This window comes from Natrinema hispanicum (assembly GCF_004217335.1).
In the GTDB taxonomy this organism is placed as follows: Archaea; Halobacteriota; Halobacteria; order Halobacteriales; family Natrialbaceae; genus Natrinema; species Natrinema hispanicum.
On the sequence record NZ_SHMP01000003.1, the window covers coordinates 1 to 15,200 of the forward strand.

Consider the following 15,200-nt stretch of genomic DNA (forward strand, 5'->3'; position numbering starts at 1 on the left):
CTCGTCGTCGATATCGACATCGGCACTGGCCACGGCACTGCTCCCGCCACTGTCACCGTTTCCATCGAGGGCCCGGTCGTAGGCCTCACGATCGGCGATCGCAAACCCTCCGTCGCCGATCGATCATAAGTCCTTTCTCGATCGAACCGCCCCACCATCGGCCGCTGCGTCAGCTCGTCGCTGACGTCGGCCCACTGGACCTCGCCGCGTTCTTGTCGGCTTCCTCGCGGATTGCCTCGAGCGCATCCGCCATCGAGGAATCCTCACGGACGAGGGCGTCGATCTTCTCGCTGTACGCGTCATCTGCCCAAAGCTAGGCGTTCGTCCGGTATACAAGTGTTTTTTCTTCGGTAGTCCCAGTGTCCACGAGACCACGGATGTCGTCGACCGCTCGAGTCCGGATAGATATACTATTCGGTACTTTTCAGCCAATATGACTGTTCGATCGGTCGGACCTTTTATTATATGGATCTCCGAATTACTGGATGATCGAAATGACTTTGGGACGTAATGACGGCACAGCGATGCCATCGGAAAGAGGGGTGTCCGCAATACTTGGTTTCATTCTGTTAATTGGGATGGTGGCAAGCATCAGCGTCGGTATTCTTCTCTTTGCCGGAGATGCGATGGAAGATGCAGAACAACGTTCGGCAAACGAACGTGTCGAGCAGTCGTTCGTCGAGTTGAGCCAGCAGATGCAGACTGCATCGTCAAACGACGATGTCTCACACTCTATCGACCTTGACGTGGGTCAGTCAGGGGCAGTTGTCAAGAAGGACACGGGCCATATTACTGTAACATCGGACGCACTTAGTAAGGATATCAACCTCACCATCGGAACGATCGAGTACGAGAGCGACGATGGGACAAAGCTTGCCTATCAATCAGGATCAGTCTTTCGTGAGACTGGTAACGAGACCCAGGTCGTCTCAGCACCGCCAATTCACTATGAGACTGAGACAGATACGCTTACACTCCCAGTTTCGGCTGTCGCTGGTGAACAAAAACTCGGGTCCGGCGACGTCTCTATCAGCCATACCAATACGACCACGTTTCAAGAAGCGAACGTCGTTCAAAATGAGGACGTGACGATCACAGTCAAAAGCGACTACTATCGCGGCTGGGAGTCGTTCTTCCGAAATCAGGCAGGAGATACATCAGTGCAGTACGTCGATCACGAAAACCGGACCGTCGAAGTCAAAGTCGGATATATCGACCTTGAGAATGCCTTCGATTCGGGAGTGACGTACTCCGAGGATATTAGCGATTTCAAAGACGAGTTCGGAGATGAAGCGCGGGTCGGTAATATGCCGGAAATGGACCCAGTCATAGAGCAAATGGTTGAGGATGCAAAAGATGATCCAGAGGATGATATAGAGGATCTCGGTGTCGTTAATGGTGATGAACACCTGGATGAGGGAATGTATTATGCCGAAGAAGTAAACCTCCAAGATAACAGTGATGAAATTTATGCTGATGCTTCCGACGGGAATGTTACTCTAATCGTTGATGGAGATATTACAGTCTCTCATAATGATGCAGAGATCACTGCCGATACCGATGATGAAGATCACGCGTTTCGCGTGTATTTGACAGGAGACTTTAATATGGATAAGGGCGAAGTGGCACCTGATCCGTCGGACGGCACGGCAAAAGCAGAACAATTGCAAGTGTACGGAACATCCGAACTAGACGCTCGATTTGGAAGGGTTATTTTCACGGAACGTTCTATGCAGCAAGTGACGATTGGGATGGGTCGAATGAGTTAGTCAGCGGTAAGAAGGATAAATACCAAGTCGTTATCCAATCAAACCCAACATTCAATGGGGCTCTTGTAACTCATTCATCGAATATCCATGCAGATGCGGCAGACTTCACGTACGACGAGACTCTAGAAGACGAAGACTTCGATGCATATCCGCAAGGATACGAACTGCCGCCGGACCTTACCTACCTCAACGTCGTCAAACACGAAGTCGAGGTCGAACAGAACTGACTACGCTGCGTCCTCGATCGTCGCCTTCACGTCTTCCCAGACCTCGTCGGGTGCCTGCTCGCCGTCGACACGCTCTAAGTCGCCCTGCTCGTCGTAGTATTCGATGACCGGTTCGGTGTTCTCGTGGAAGACGGACAGTCGCTCGCGGACCGTCTCCTCGGTGTCGTCGTCACGCTGGACGAGTCGCTCCTCAACTTCGGGGTCCTCCGGCGGGTTGTACTCGACGTGGTAGATGTCGCCCGTCTCGGGGTCCATCCGGCGGCCCGTCAGGCGGTGGACGAGTTCCTCCTCGCCGACCTCGAGGTAAAGCGCGAGATCGAGGTCAGTCATGTCCTCGAGTTCCTCGGCCTGCTCTAGGTTCCGTGGATAGCCGTCGAGAACGAAGCCGTCGGCCTGGCTGAGTGCCTCGTCGACGATGGCGTTGACGACCTCGTCGGGGACGAGCTCGCCCTGATCCATGTATTCACCCGGCGTGTCGTACTCGGTGTCCATATCGGAGATATCCATCTCCTTGTTGTTCCGAAGCGCGTCACCGGTGGTGATGTGATCGACGTCGAACGCTTCGATGATCTTTGCACTCTGGGTCCCCTTCCCTGCCCCGGGTGCACCCAGGATCAGGATTCGTGGCTGTGCCATATGGCACCGTTCATGCCCATCACATAAAGGCTTAAAGAATCGAGCACGTCCATCTACTATGACCCGCTTCGACGCGTCTGAGCCCACTGAGCGACGGAAACTGTACGTCGATGCGATTACGGCCCATCGCGAACGCGCCAGCGGATTTCTGACGCTCGAGGCAGACGACACTGCCTACGAAGAACGCGATGACACAGCCGACCAGTCCGCCGCAGCGTTGGGCGTGCCGTGGATTCAGTTCGGTGATGGAACGGTCAATCTCGACTGTACCGACGCGGAACTCGAGGCGCTGAAAGACCTGCTTGAGGCGTTTCCGGCGTTCAAAATCGATGACCTGACGCGGCCCGACGACGCCGACGGGATCAACGTTCGGGTCAGCGCAAAGGCAGATGCAAACCGGATCGCCCAGTTCATCGACGACGTCTTTCTCGAGGTGTATGACCTCCCGTCGACGGTTCGTATCTGGCTCGTCGACGTGTGAGCAATTGGTTGTCGTATCAACTGACGCAGGTCATACACCGATCGTACGACCGCTGTGCGATCGATATGGAACTCGTTTCAGTTTGTATGGGCAGATGTCTGCCAGCTACGCGTTCCGGTCGACTCGAGGCGTGACGAGCACGCTCGAACAGCGACGTCGCTTCGAGAAACAGATCGCCACCGCGTCGTGAGATGGCATCCTCGTTGGCCGGTGAACATCGATCGACGAGGCGAGAACAGGTCGGCAGTTCAGCCGATGGTCGCGGTGCGTTACTGGATCGAATAACCTGCTGCGAGGGTGAGCAGGACGACCATAAACGCTGCAACGGCCATCGTGTAGGTGACCGACCGTGGCTCGTATTTGAGGTGCTGGAAGTACCCCGCGATCAGTCCGACCTTGATAGCTGCCAGCACCAGCGTGCCACCTACTGCCATTGTGTAGGTGAAGAAGTCGAAGTGGAAGAAGACGAACTTCCCCGTAGCCAGCAGTACCAGTGCCACGTAAATCAATGCGTAGTTCCGAACACTCGCCATTGGTGGGGAATGTGAGAGACGAATACTTATAGCTTCCTCATACGATCGCTTGGGACCATTCGGCACGGACGCGAGTCTATCCGTGGCTCCACAGAAGCGACACGTAGATGGAACACCGGTTCGAATTGCCGACAATGAGTAGACGTTCGGCTTTGGTTCGCCGAGCCGGTATCGGGGTCGTGTTCGCGCTCGTAACTCTCATTGTGGGCAGCGGTGTCGTCGCCGCGAGTATGACCGCCTCTGGTCTCATGGACGGCAGTGGTGATGTCGCCATTCCAACGTGGCTGTACCTCGCAACTGGCGGCGGTACCGTCGGCGCATCAGCACTGTTGACCATGCTCGTCACCGACCGCGACATGATCGGAACCTACCACGATCGCACACTCGAGGCGACTATTGATCGCCTCCGTACCGGGGGCTCGCTGTTGTTCGGCGCGATCGGTCTGCTTGGGCTTGCGATCATCCTCGTTGCTGGGTTCGTCGGTCCAGCTATCGGGTTGGTCAGCGTGACTGTGCTGGCAACGTTCGTCGGTGGGCGGGCGCTGCTGACGATCTTTGCGTACACCGTCGGCAACCCGTGGCCGGCGCTCAACCCATGGCGACGCATCGCTGCAGCGCTTCCCAACGACTTCGAGACGTACCCGCCGGCCTTTGGCTCCTGGCCCGCCGTCGTGGCACTGTTGACGTTCGTCTGGCTCGAGGTCGTCGCTCCACTGACTACCTCGACGACCGTGCTAGCGCTGATGCTCGTCATGTATTCGCTGTTTACGATCTCGAGTGCGGTCATTTTCTCGCCGGAGACGTGGTTTCGACGCGGCGACCCCCTCTCGCTGTGGTTTCGACTCTACAGCGCCGTCGCGCCGATCCAGCGGACCCCCGACGGACTCGAGTTTCGCTATCCCGGGTCGAAACTGGGTGAAGACGACGTGATCACTGATACTTCCCTCGTGGCCTTCGTGCTCGCGCTGGTCTGGGAGCTGACCTACAGCGGGTTCATCGTCACGCCGGCTGGAGTCAGGACCGTCGAAGCGCTCGTCGGGTTCGGTGTGCCGCCAGTGCTCGTCTATCTGTTCTTGCTCGGTGGTGGGTTCGCCCTGTTCTGGAAGGTATACTGGATCGCGATCGACCGAACCCGTGAGCGGGCCGAGACGTATCTCTCCCGTGAGTACCTCGGACTCCGGTTTGCTGCACCACTGCTTGCGATCGCGGCCGGCTACCACTTCGCTCACTACATCGCCTTTGCGATCTCGCTGTGGCCGGCGCTCGTCGGCGCACTCGCGTCGCCGCTTTCCCCGCCGCCGAACCCAACCCAGTACGTAGTGCCGGGCTGGTTCGGATACATCGAAATCGCTGGCATTCTGGTCGGCCACATCCTCGCGGTGTGGGTCTCACATACCGTCTCGTTCGATCTCTTTCCCGGGAAACTTCAGGCGATCAGGAGCCAGTACCCGCTCATCGTCGTTATGATCGTTTTCACGATGGCGAGCCTCTATCTCGTCTCGCAAGGGACGATGAGCCCGCCGTACGTCCCGAACTGAGCCGGAATGGACACGCGTTCGCCCATTACGACAACGTCGTCGTCGTGTTCAATCGGCGTGCCGAACCGGCAAACACTTCCTCACAGTCCCGTAAGTGCCAATTGAATGGCGACTGACCGAACGCTCGAGCGGGAGTACGAGGTGCCACCGGACGAAACGCCCGCCACAACCTGTCCGTACTGTGGACGGCCGTTTCGATCAGAGCGATACGCGACGTTCCACATCGGCGTCGAGCACGCCGAGGTCTGCTCCGACGACGAACGCGAGGCATTCGAGGAGGAACTCGGCGACGAGGAGTACGAGCTGTTCACGTTTCACTTCAAGGCAGCTGTCTCCGTGTTTCTGGTCTACTTCCTCTTTACGTTCATTTACGCGCTGGTCTGGTCCGGCTAGTCGGTAGCCGACGGGTTTGTTGTCTGTGTCGTCTCTCAGACGAGCGAGACGTCTGTCGAGGACGCAGTGGCTGTTCTGATCTGTCGGTCGTTGTTCGATAGCCCCTCGCTCGCTCGGACACAGCACTGACTGTCGCCCAGTATGATACTGTCGACATCAGTCAGCGAAGGCTCGATCGTGTTTCGACGCCTATTGCCGTCGGAGTCGTCCGACGAGTCGGCGTCCAGCACTCGCGGCGACACCGCTAGCGGCCGCGTCTCGCGTTCGATCGACGTATGAACCGTGTTATCCAGCAGTATGAGTTCCCGATCGGATCGAACTGAGACACTGCGATAGCGTGACGGTGTCGGTCCCTGGGGATGGATCTGCAACGCCGCAGTCCAGTCAGCGACGGTCACGACACAGTCACAGGAGCCGTCAAGCGATGCTGTCGCTGTCCGGCATGTCTAAAGTAGAAACGCAGTGAGAAAACGAAAGGTAGCCTGTGCCTGTGTAGCGGCGGACCGCTACATCAGGTAGAACAGTGGGAACAGGAAGACCCACACGATGTCGACGAAGTGCCAGTAGAGCCCGAAGTACTCGACTGGCATGTGATCCTCGAGGTAGGCGTCGACGGTCACGACGCGGTAGATCATGAACAGGGCGATCAACAGCCCGAGGATGACGTGTAGCGCGTGTAGGCCGGTCGTCACGAAGTAGATCGAGTACTCGAGGCCACTGAACCAGTAGTGACCGTCAGCGAACTTGCTGGTGTACTCGAAGCCCTTGACGCCCATGAACACGAAGCCAAGTAGGACTGTCGTGGTGAGCGCGCCGAGTAGCCCTTTCTTGTTCCCGCGTTCTGCCATCACATGTGCGATGACGACCGCGAAACTCGAGGTCAACAGGACGTAGGTGTTGAACAGTCCTGCTTCGGTGATGGAAGCGAGATGCCAGTTGTTCCAGCCCATGTTGAGGCGCATGAAGACGAAGGCACCGATCGCTGCACCGAAGACGACGACGTCGGATGCCAGGAAGAACCAGACACCCAGCTTCTCGTTGTTGATTCCGCCGAACGGCCAGCGCTCGGCAACCTCCATCTCAGGTGCCTCGAACTGCTCGCGGCCGAACTGGAACAGCGTGATTCCGAGCAGGACGATCCCCAGTCCGGTCAGGGCGGGATAGACGACGCTCTTCGGCGGTGCCTCGGACAGGGTCACGAAGTCACCGCTGTGGATGTTAGACTGGACGAAGTCGTAGACGTACGGTGTCAGTCCGCTGATGCCAAGGAAGAACGTGAACGTCGCGACACCGATGCCGAACGGCCAGATGCTGGCGTGGTCGGCGTGTTCTTCTTCGTGGCTCGCTGTGGCCGTCGCAGTCGCACCCTGTGCGATCCCACCGTCGGTTGCAGTCGGGGTGTCGTCGACGAACTCGAGGTTCCCACTGGCGTAGCTTGGCCGGTCCGGCCAGTTCTCGAGCGGTGGGGGCGAGGGAATCGCCCATTCGGCGGTTCGCGAGTGGGTCCACGGGTTGTCGGGCGCGTCGGGACCCGAGATGAAACTCTTTGCGAGCGTCACGAACACGAGCAGGAAGCCGAGTCCGAGGACGAACGCACCGGCGGTCGCAAGCTGGTGATAGAGCTGTGCGCTTTCGTTGTAGTGGAAGATACGTCGGGGCGTCTCCCAGGTGAGGAACATCGGGAAGTACAGCAGATTAAAGCCGAAGAAGTACACGGCGAAGCTGAGTTTCCCGAGTCGTTCGGAGTACATCTTGCCGGAGATCTTTGGCCACCAGTAGTAGAGGCCGCCGATCAGCGCGGTGACACCGGAGACCATCACGTAGTGGAAGTGCGCGACGACCCAGTAGGTGCCACGGAACTCGTAGTCAAGCACGACGGCACCCAGGAAGACACCGGTAATCCCGCCGAGGATGAACAACAGCAGTGCACCCAGCGAGAACAGGAACGGCGTCGTAAACCGAATGCGGCCCTTGATCATGGTGTAGATCATCGCGAACACCATTAGGTCGAAGGGCAACGAGATTCCGATCGTCGTCGCCATGAACAGCGTCTTGATCGGGAGGTTGATCGTCGACAGGAACATGTGGTGCATCCAGACGAGGAACGACTGGACCGCAACGAGGACCATCGCGATCATGACCCACTTGCGGCCGACCAGTCGCCGTCCAGTGAACGTCTGGAACGTCTCGAAGAGGACCCCGAGCGCGGGGAAGTAGACGATGTACACCTCTGGGTGACCGAAGAACCAGAAGATGTGCGCCCACAGGAGGCTCGAGCCCTCGTTGGTTGCGAAGTACTGCGTGAGGAACAGTCGGTCGATCGACTGCAGCATCACTGCAGCGAGCAGCGCGGCGAACGCGAACAGCATCATCCAGGCCGTCAGTAGCCACGACCAGGAGAACATCGGCAGGTTCCACATCCCCATGCCCTCGGCACGGGAGCGGTGCATCGTCGTCAGGAAGTTCACCGTCCCAATCGTGACCGAGAAGCAAAACAGGACCACGCCGAGGATTGCGGCGTTACCACCTGCCGTTGCTTCCATCACCGAGGTGTACATGGGCACGTTCAGCGGGGCGTACATCGTCCAGCCGCCGGAGAACGACCCACCCTGGAAGAACGAGATGATGAACAGGATCCCCGAGAACAGGTAGAACCAGTAACTCAGGGCGTTCAGTCGTGGGAACGCGAGGTCTTTCGCCCCGATCTGAAGCGGGACGAAGTAGTTCGCGAAGCCGGATGCGATCGGTGAGAGGAACCAGAAGACCATTATCAGGCCATGGCCCGTCACCGACTGGTAGTACTGATCGTTCGTCAGCAGCGGTTCGCCACCGAGCATGAGGCCACCCGATTGCCACAGGTGTGCTCGGAACAGCAACGCGAGAACGCCGCCGAATATCAGGAAGAACAGGGACGTCGCGAGGTACAGAATCCCGACGTCCTTGTGGTTGGTGGTCACCAACCATCGCTTGACCGACCGCATCGGCGGAAGATCACTCATCAGGCGTCACCTCCGTCGTTCGTATCGCTTGCAGTAGCATCACTTTCCGTTGCGTTCATCTCGAGCGTGTAGGTCTCGCTGACCGGACCAGTCATGTCGAACTGCTCTTCGACAGTTTCGAACTGACCGTCGGTCGACGTGATCGTCACGTTGTAGTTGCCACCGTGGTCGACATCGTTGATGGTGATCGTTCCATTCTCGTCGAAGTCATCGGCGGTGTACGTACGCTCGAAGTCAGTTTCCTGGCTTTCGAGCGTCATCTCGTAGCCGTCCGTCACGGGGGACTCGTTGCCGTCAACCATCTCGAACTCCATCGTCAGCTGGTCGTCCATCCACGAGTCGAACTCGTCGGACGGCATGACATTGAGCGTCCCAACCATCGAGGTATGGGCTTCACCACAGAGTTCGAAACACTTGATGTTGTACTCGCCGGGTTCTTCGGCTTCGAACCAGCTCTCGTCGACTTCGCCTGGAATCGCGTCGGCTTTCACCCGTTGATCGGGTATGCCAAACGTATGCCAGACGTCACCTGAGGTTACTTGGACCCAAACTCGTTGGTCAGCTGGGACGCGAAGCGTACTCGTCGATTCGATCCCGTTGTCGTACTCGAAGAACCATGCGAATCCCTCGCCGGTCACATCGACTTCCAGCGCTTCTTGCTGGCCACCGTCATCGGCACTGGGATCTTCGACGTACAGAAGCATCGTGTACGTCCAGATCACCAGCGAAATGACGATGACGGCGCTGATGCCGAACGAGAGGAACAGTTTTTTTCCGCCCTTTCCGCCTGTCGGTAACTCCCCGAGTGACGGCCGATCCTTGTCGTCGTCAGCCGTGTCGCTGTCACGATACTTGTACGCGTTGTACAAGGTGTACGCGACTACGACGATGCCGACGAGCGTTCCGAGTCCGAGAAATACCGTAAAGATACTCTCGAACACGTCAACGCGGGTCTGCTGCATCGGGGCAATGAGTGCGCTGTAAATTGTATTCATCTCTTTTGAAGGCCAGTTATATGTCGGACGATGGTTTCTGGGGGCACTTATCTATTTGGAAACCGGCCGGACTGATCTGCAACGCGTGCCGGGCAGTCTCCGATCGTTTGACTGCAGTTCATCCGGTTCGTCTGTCACCCCACATCACGCTGTCGTTGTCGTCATTGACCTTTTTTCTATCGTTAGCTCGTCCAGATACTATATGAGTACGAATAAATCATGTCATATTGGTCCGTCCCAGTTCTTTTATATTAGTCATGGAACGTCACTGCATACCTATCGCACAGCCATCGTGCGATCTGCTGGACGCTGATAGTCAGGAGCTCCTATCATTTCGATCATGCTGTCGATTATCTGCTTCCACCACCAGATGTGCCATGAGTTACTAGAACGACATTCCGTCGAGGGCGATATCACAGCCACGGCTGCGATCCGACACCGCTAGTTCGAGACCGACTGGCTGCGAGTGGGCCCCCATGCATATGCATCCGGTAACGGTTTTCCTCGAGCACTCGGACGGGGAAGACATGCCATTCCAGCCGCCAGTCGAGTGTCCGATCTGCCGAGAGACGCTTGCACTCGACCGAACGCTCGAGGAACATCTCGTCGGCTCACACACGCCACTCGAAGTCGCCCGCCAGCTCGCAGCCCGCCATGAGAGCGGCGGACTGCGGCGGGTTTCGGAGTGAATGCGGTAACTGTCGATCGCTTCAATCAATAGTCAGTAAAAACCTCTCCGTGCTCACTTACACAGTGTAGCAAGGGTGGCGACGCCGAAACGGTATCGATGGAGTGCAGTCGCTCACGGTCGAAAGAACGAACGAAAAACCGCACCGGCGAGAACGCGGTTACTCGTTGCCGAACATCTGGCGCATCATCGGGTGCATCTCCATGAGCTGCTCTTCGGCGATCTCCTCGTAGAGCTTGTACGTAATGGAGACAGCCAGCAGCAGCCCCGTTCCGGAGACGGATCCGATGGTGCCGAGCATGTTCGCCCAGACGGCCAGCAGACCGACCAGTGCGCCACCGATGACGGTCACCTGCGGAATGTACCGCTCCATGACCTTCTCGATGACGCCGACGTTCTGTCGGAAGCCGGGAATCTGCATCCCAGAGTTCTGGATCTGTTTTGCCGTCGACTCAGGACCCATGTCCGTGGTCTCGACCCAGAAGATGGCGAAGATCGCGCCACCGACGACCATGAACGTGACGTCGATGCCGATCCGAATCATCACCTGCCACCACTCCTGGGAGACGTTCGCCGTCCACCACATCCAGTCCTGTGGCGAGTAGATCGGCGACACGTAGTAGAAGAACCCGCCGTCCGGCTGGCCGCCCGAATAGGAGCCGAGCCAGCCAGGCATCCCGGCCCACTGCCGGTTCAAGATCTGACCCATGAACTGGACGTTCGCCTGCACTGCGCGAACGAGGATCATCGGCAGGACGCTCGCGTAGATGAGCTTCACGGGGAAGCGACCGCGTGCGCCCTTGACGCGGGCGTGGCTCAGCGGGATCTCGACGCGGACCGACTCCGCATAGACGACGATCCCGAAGATCAGCAGCGTCGTCAGCAACGCGATGATGTGTCCGTCGCCGATCAACAGCGTCTGCAGACCGGCACCCGAGACGAGCGAGCCGACTTCGACCTGTCCGGTTAGAATCCGGTACCAGTCGAAGAAGAACCCGCCAGTCGTGGGCTGGATGAGTCCAGCGACCAGTCGCTGGCTCACGCCGGCAATGATGAACAGGCCGATCCCGCTGCCAACTCCCCACTTGCTGACGACCTCGTCCATATAGAGGATGAGGATCCCGCCAACGAAGATTTGGGCGAAGATAAGCAACTGGACCTGCGTCTGTTCGAGGGCAAGTCCACCGAGTTGCAGCGATGGCTGGGCTGGCAGGAAGCCGCCGGCGAACACCATCGGGAGCGCGGTCAACGCAACCATCACGACGACCAGCAACTTCTGCAGGCCCTGGTAGAGGACCTGATCACGCGGATCGTCCGTATCGAGCCCGAGCAGGTTTGCACCGCCAAGCAACTGCAAGACGATGCTCGCGGTGACGATCGGTCCGATACCGACCTGCAGCACCGACCCCTGGGAGCCCGCGAGGATCGCGCGGAACTGCCCGAAGAGGTCGCCACCCTGGCCCGTCTGCACGCCGAGCAGCGTGATGTTCGTCAGGAAGAAATACAACATGAGAATGCCGGCCGTCCACATCAGCTTCTCTTTGAAGGGGACGTGCCCTTCCGGACGGCGGACTGCTGGCATCCTCGTCAGGACCGGTTCAGCGGCTTCCTTCCATCCCATAGTTATTCCTCGTCCTGTTCGGCGTCAGCGTCTTCGGCCGCTCGTTCCTCGCCGCGCTCGGAGAGGACCGCCTCACCGCCGGCGGCCTCGAGTTTCTCCTCGGCTGCATCCGAGAAGGCGTCCGCAGTGACCGTCAGCTGGTTGCGGACCTGTCCCGAGCCGAGGACCTTGACGACGTCGGCCTCGTGGCCGTCCTCGACGATATCGCGTGCGTCGAGTTCGTAGCCGTCGCCGGTCTCCTCGGCGAGGTCGTCAGCGACATAGAGGATGGCGTCCTCGTCGAGCTTCTGGACGTCGATCTCGAGGACCTCCTCGCGGATGTCCTGCGGTCGCTGGAAGCCGTGTTTGCCCTTCGGTTCGTAGTTGTGGAACTCGTGTTTGCTCCGCCCGGCACGGCCGCGGCCACCACGGTGACCTGCGCCACGTCGGTTCTTGTGGCTGCCACCGCTGTGTGTCCGCGAGCCGCGCTGGCGTCGTTTTTTGCTCGTCATGGTTATCGCATCGATTCTAGGAGGTCGTTAATCTCTCCCGTTGTATGCTTTCCGAGTTGGCCGCCCTCGGCCGTCGGTTTCTTGATACCTTCGTGGCCGCCACGTGGCGGGTGGAGTCGAAGCGTTGGCGACAGTCCTTCGTCGCGCAGCGTCGTCTCCTCGGCGAGCAGCGCCTTGGCCAGCGCACCGAAGTCGTCGTACTCGGTGTTGTCGGCGAGCCACTCCTCGTCGACGTCTGCCTGCTTGCCCTCGAGGGGCTCGGCACGCTTTGCAAGCAGCGTCTCGAGCACGTCGACGTCGGGTTCGCCGTGGGCAACGTAGTCGTTGACCTTGGCGATCATCCCGTTGTACGCGTCGGTCTCGGGGACGAGCGCACAGTGGTTGACGCTGTGGATGTTGAGCATCTCCAGGGTATCCTGGACGTCTTCCTGTCGGTTCACTTCGCCGCGAACCTGAACGATCGCTTTCATTGATCGGCCACCTCACGTTCCTCACCGACGTTTCGGCGTGGCTGGCGCGACTGCGAGGCGTTCTCGAGTGCGTTGAACGTCGCTTTCGCCAGGTTGACCGTCGTTCGGGTGTTGCCGTGGCTCTTGGTCCAGGCGTTTTCGATGCCGGCCAGTTCGAGGACGTGACGGACGGTGTCGCTTGCGGCCAGTCCCAGCCCTTCGGGGGCGGGGATGACCTCGACTTCGACGGAGCCGGCCTTGCCGGTCGTCCGTCGGGTCAGCGAGTGGGGCCGGTCCGAGCGGTCCTCCCACGAACCCGAGCCGCGGGGCACCTTGATCATGTTCAGTTTCGCGATACCGATCGCCTTCTGGATGGCAGACCCGACCTGGTCGTCTCGACCCTCGGCGTAGCCGATAAAGCCGTCGCGGTTGCCGACGGCGACGACGCAACGGAACTTCACGCGTCGTCCGGAGTCGGTCATCCGCTGGACCATGTTGATGTCCAGCACCTCGTCTTCCAGTCCGGGGAGGAGCTGGTCGACGAGTTCGGGTTCCTTCAGCGGAAGCCCCGAGTTGAGGGCGGTCTCCATGTCCTCGATTTCGCCCTCCTGGACCTTCCGGCCGAGACGGGTGACGGGCTGCCAACCGCCGTCGTTGTAGTCGTTTGCGCTCATTCGAGAATCGCCTCTCGTACCTCGTCGAAGTGTTCTGGAAGCTCGGTTGCGTCGAAGTCACCGCTGTACAGCGGCTCGTCGAGCTGTTCGGCGTACTCGGCGATGTGCTCGCCGCGAGTGCGCGACCAGTCGGCCAGCACGCTGTCGTTGTGCGGAATCTCGAGGCCGGCGTCGATTGCGCCCTCTTGGACTGCGAACACCTTGTTGCCGGGCGTGGCCGTGTTGAGGCCGATGTCGAGGACTGCCTCCTCGAGACCCGCCTCGACGGCCCGTGTGCCGGCCAGCAGGCCGGTCAGGTACGCCGCGGAAATGTTGCTCGTGGGTGCTTCCCAGCCGTACTCCGCCAGATCGCTCGAGTGTGCGCTTGCGAGCGTCTCGTCTCCCTGAGGTCCGGGAGTGATCAGCTGCGCCGTAGTGTGCTTGTTGCTCTTGCGAGCGACGAGGCGGGGCTTACCCGATTTCAGCAGGCGCAACCTCTGGTGGTAGTCCGTCCGGACCTCACGGCGACGCCGCATCGGCACTTTATATCGTGGTCCTGTCGCCATTATTGGTCACCGTAGTTGTCGTCAATGTAGTTCAACAGGTACCGGACGCTACGGAACTCCCCACCGCCAGCCTTCTTGTAAAGCTCGCGGTACTGCGTGGGCGTCAGCTCGCCCTTGTCACGGAGTTCGCGCAGTTTCCGTCGCTGTGCGCGGATCTTGCTCTGCCATTCTTCTTTCTCGTTCTGGCGTGCGCCCTTCTTGCCGCGGCGCTTGCCGTGGCCCTTCTGATGGCCGTAGGAACGCTTTGCGTTGCGCTCACGAGCACGACCGCGGGAGTTGCCCGAGGGTTCGTCAGCCTGAATGCGACCGTCGTCGACGAGTTCGCGGATCTCGTCGCGGGTGATCGCCTCGGCGATGTCGCCTTGGGCCTCGGGGTCGAGCCAGACGCGGTTCTCTCCGACGTCTAAGACGTCGGCTGCCAGTCGCTTCTGTGCGGAGAGATCAGTCATCTGCTTCCACCTCGACTTCCTCGTAGGTCGGGTTCAGGACGCGGACGCCCTGTTCCTCGGCTTCCTCTTCGATCCGTTCGCGCTTGCGTGCGCCAACGGCCGACGCGATCCGAACGGCCTCGCGATCGCCGTCGACGCCCTCGAGATCGTCGAGGTTCTCGACGTAGACTTCCTCGAAGCCGCTGGGGTGTTTGCCTCGAACGGCCTCCGGCGTCCGGTAACCGGCCTGGACCTTCGGGCCCTTGCCCTTGACACCGCGGCGCTGCTTGGACAGCGTCCCGCGGGGTCGACGCCAGGATTCCGGCGTCCGCTTTTTCTTGTGGTAGTCCTGTCGGTTGAACTGCGGTTTCCCTTCGCTCTTGCGTCGGTTGAGGAGTCGCTCCTCGTCCTCGGAGAGCTCGGGCGTCTTCTCGGTCAGCCCGCGGGGTTGCAGTTCCGTCTCGACTGCTTCTTCCGGCTCGGCTTCTTCTTCGACGCCTTCGTCTTCGATCTCGGCCTCCGTCTCCTCGGTGACCTCGAGGTCACCGACGTCGGCTTTGATACGGGCGGCGAGTGCGTTACCGATGCCGTCGGCCTCGGCCAGGTCGTCCTGGTCGGCCTCCTTGACGTCCTCGATGGACTCGAAGCCGGCTTCGCGCAGGGCCTCAGCCTTGCTCTCGCCGACGCCGCTAATGTCCTCGAGTTCCTGTGGTTCGTCGTTCTCGTCTGCCAT

Annotated in this window: 17 protein-coding genes and 1 pseudogene; 6 read left to right on the top strand and 12 right to left on the bottom strand. The window is 59.4% G+C overall.

Features of this window, described 5'->3' with window-relative positions; translation table 11 throughout:
- Nucleotides 1–303, bottom strand: a pseudogene (locus tag BDK88_RS21675) (DUF106 domain-containing protein); the annotation flags it as partial.
- A 182-nt stretch (nucleotides 304–485) separates the two neighbouring features.
- Here BDK88_RS21675 and BDK88_RS00625 point away from each other — a divergent pair.
- Together BDK88_RS00625 and BDK88_RS22490 are read left to right on the top strand one after the other, a co-directional pair.
- Complete coding sequence (locus tag BDK88_RS00625; protein WP_242611592.1) at nucleotides 486–1,769, top strand: DUF7289 family protein; 1,284 nt, start codon at nucleotides 486–488, stop codon at nucleotides 1,767–1,769.
- Nucleotides 1,700–1,996 carry a DUF7305 domain-containing protein gene (locus BDK88_RS22490; RefSeq protein ID WP_449406699.1) on the top strand — a complete coding sequence of 99 codons (297 nt, stop codon included), beginning with the start codon at nucleotides 1,700–1,702 and terminating at the stop codon, nucleotides 1,994–1,996. Before BDK88_RS00625 ends, BDK88_RS22490 begins: the two co-directional genes overlap by 70 nt.
- On the opposite strand, the gene BDK88_RS00630 is transcribed toward BDK88_RS22490, so the two are convergent.
- On the bottom strand, nucleotides 1,997–2,632 hold the full coding sequence (locus BDK88_RS00630) for an adenylate kinase (protein ID WP_130498697.1): 636 nt from the start codon (nucleotides 2,630–2,632) through the stop codon (nucleotides 1,997–1,999).
- 58 nt (nucleotides 2,633–2,690) lie between these two features.
- On the opposite strand from BDK88_RS00630, the gene BDK88_RS00635 reads away from it, so the two are divergent.
- Complete coding sequence (locus tag BDK88_RS00635; protein ID WP_130498698.1) at nucleotides 2,691–3,113, top strand: hypothetical protein; 423 nt, start codon at nucleotides 2,691–2,693, stop codon at nucleotides 3,111–3,113.
- A gap of 269 nt (nucleotides 3,114–3,382) precedes the next feature.
- Here the strand turns inward: BDK88_RS00635 and BDK88_RS00640 are convergent, their stop codons facing one another.
- Nucleotides 3,383–3,646 carry a cytochrome C oxidase subunit IV family protein gene (locus BDK88_RS00640; protein ID WP_092929654.1) on the bottom strand — a complete coding sequence of 88 codons (264 nt, stop codon included), beginning with the start codon at nucleotides 3,644–3,646 and terminating at the stop codon, nucleotides 3,383–3,385.
- 134 nt (nucleotides 3,647–3,780) lie between these two features.
- Between BDK88_RS00640 and BDK88_RS00645 the strand changes: the two genes are divergently transcribed.
- Together BDK88_RS00645 and BDK88_RS00650 are read left to right on the top strand one after the other, a co-directional pair.
- A complete protein-coding gene (locus tag BDK88_RS00645; RefSeq protein ID WP_130498699.1) occupies nucleotides 3,781–5,184 on the top strand; it encodes a hypothetical protein in 1,404 nt (467 codons plus the stop codon).
- Nucleotides 5,185–5,289: 105 nt separating this feature from the next.
- Entirely contained in the window at nucleotides 5,290–5,577 is a 288-nt protein-coding gene (locus BDK88_RS00650) for a DUF7410 domain-containing protein (RefSeq protein ID WP_130498700.1), read from the top strand.
- 506 nt (nucleotides 5,578–6,083) lie between these two features.
- Here BDK88_RS00650 and BDK88_RS00655 read toward each other — a convergent pair.
- On the bottom strand, nucleotides 6,084–8,576 hold the full coding sequence (locus BDK88_RS00655) for a cbb3-type cytochrome c oxidase subunit I (protein ID WP_130498701.1): 2,493 nt from the start codon (nucleotides 8,574–8,576) through the stop codon (nucleotides 6,084–6,086).
- Nucleotides 8,576–9,571 (bottom strand): cytochrome c oxidase subunit II, encoded by a 996-nt coding sequence (gene coxB / locus BDK88_RS00660; protein ID WP_130498702.1) that lies wholly within the window; start codon nucleotides 9,569–9,571, stop codon nucleotides 8,576–8,578. The genes BDK88_RS00655 and coxB overlap by 1 nt, the downstream gene beginning before the upstream one ends.
- A gap of 527 nt (nucleotides 9,572–10,098) precedes the next feature.
- Here coxB and BDK88_RS00665 point away from each other — a divergent pair.
- Entirely contained in the window at nucleotides 10,099–10,260 is a 162-nt protein-coding gene (locus BDK88_RS00665; RefSeq protein ID WP_165396891.1) for a hypothetical protein, read from the top strand.
- 159 nt (nucleotides 10,261–10,419) lie between these two features.
- Here BDK88_RS00665 and secY read toward each other — a convergent pair whose 3' ends face one another.
- From secY to BDK88_RS00700, 7 genes are read right to left on the bottom strand one after another with little or no spacing between them, the layout of a single operon-like run.
- The gene (secY, locus tag BDK88_RS00670; protein WP_130498704.1) at nucleotides 10,420–11,880 is read right to left on the bottom strand and encodes a preprotein translocase subunit SecY; all 1,461 of its coding nucleotides are present in this window, start codon (nucleotides 11,878–11,880) and stop codon (nucleotides 10,420–10,422) included.
- A gap of 2 nt (nucleotides 11,881–11,882) precedes the next feature.
- On the bottom strand, nucleotides 11,883–12,371 hold the full coding sequence (locus BDK88_RS00675) for an uL15m family ribosomal protein (protein ID WP_008011534.1): 489 nt from the start codon (nucleotides 12,369–12,371) through the stop codon (nucleotides 11,883–11,885).
- A gap of 2 nt (nucleotides 12,372–12,373) precedes the next feature.
- Nucleotides 12,374–12,841: a 50S ribosomal protein L30 gene (locus BDK88_RS00680; RefSeq protein ID WP_130498705.1), complete on the bottom strand. Its 468-nt coding sequence runs from the start codon at nucleotides 12,839–12,841 to the stop codon at nucleotides 12,374–12,376.
- Complete coding sequence (locus BDK88_RS00685; protein WP_130498706.1) at nucleotides 12,838–13,494, bottom strand: 30S ribosomal protein S5; 657 nt, start codon at nucleotides 13,492–13,494, stop codon at nucleotides 12,838–12,840. The genes BDK88_RS00680 and BDK88_RS00685 overlap by 4 nt, the downstream gene beginning before the upstream one ends.
- The gene (locus BDK88_RS00690) at nucleotides 13,491–14,039 is read right to left on the bottom strand and encodes a 50S ribosomal protein L18 (RefSeq protein ID WP_008011529.1); all 549 of its coding nucleotides are present in this window, start codon (nucleotides 14,037–14,039) and stop codon (nucleotides 13,491–13,493) included. Before BDK88_RS00690 ends, BDK88_RS00685 begins: the two co-directional genes overlap by 4 nt.
- Entirely contained in the window at nucleotides 14,039–14,488 is a 450-nt protein-coding gene (locus tag BDK88_RS00695) for a 50S ribosomal protein L19e (RefSeq protein ID WP_130498707.1), read from the bottom strand. The genes BDK88_RS00690 and BDK88_RS00695 overlap by 1 nt, the downstream gene beginning before the upstream one ends.
- A complete protein-coding gene (locus tag BDK88_RS00700; protein ID WP_130498708.1) occupies nucleotides 14,481–15,200 on the bottom strand; it encodes a 50S ribosomal protein L32e in 720 nt (239 codons plus the stop codon). The genes BDK88_RS00695 and BDK88_RS00700 overlap by 8 nt, the downstream gene beginning before the upstream one ends.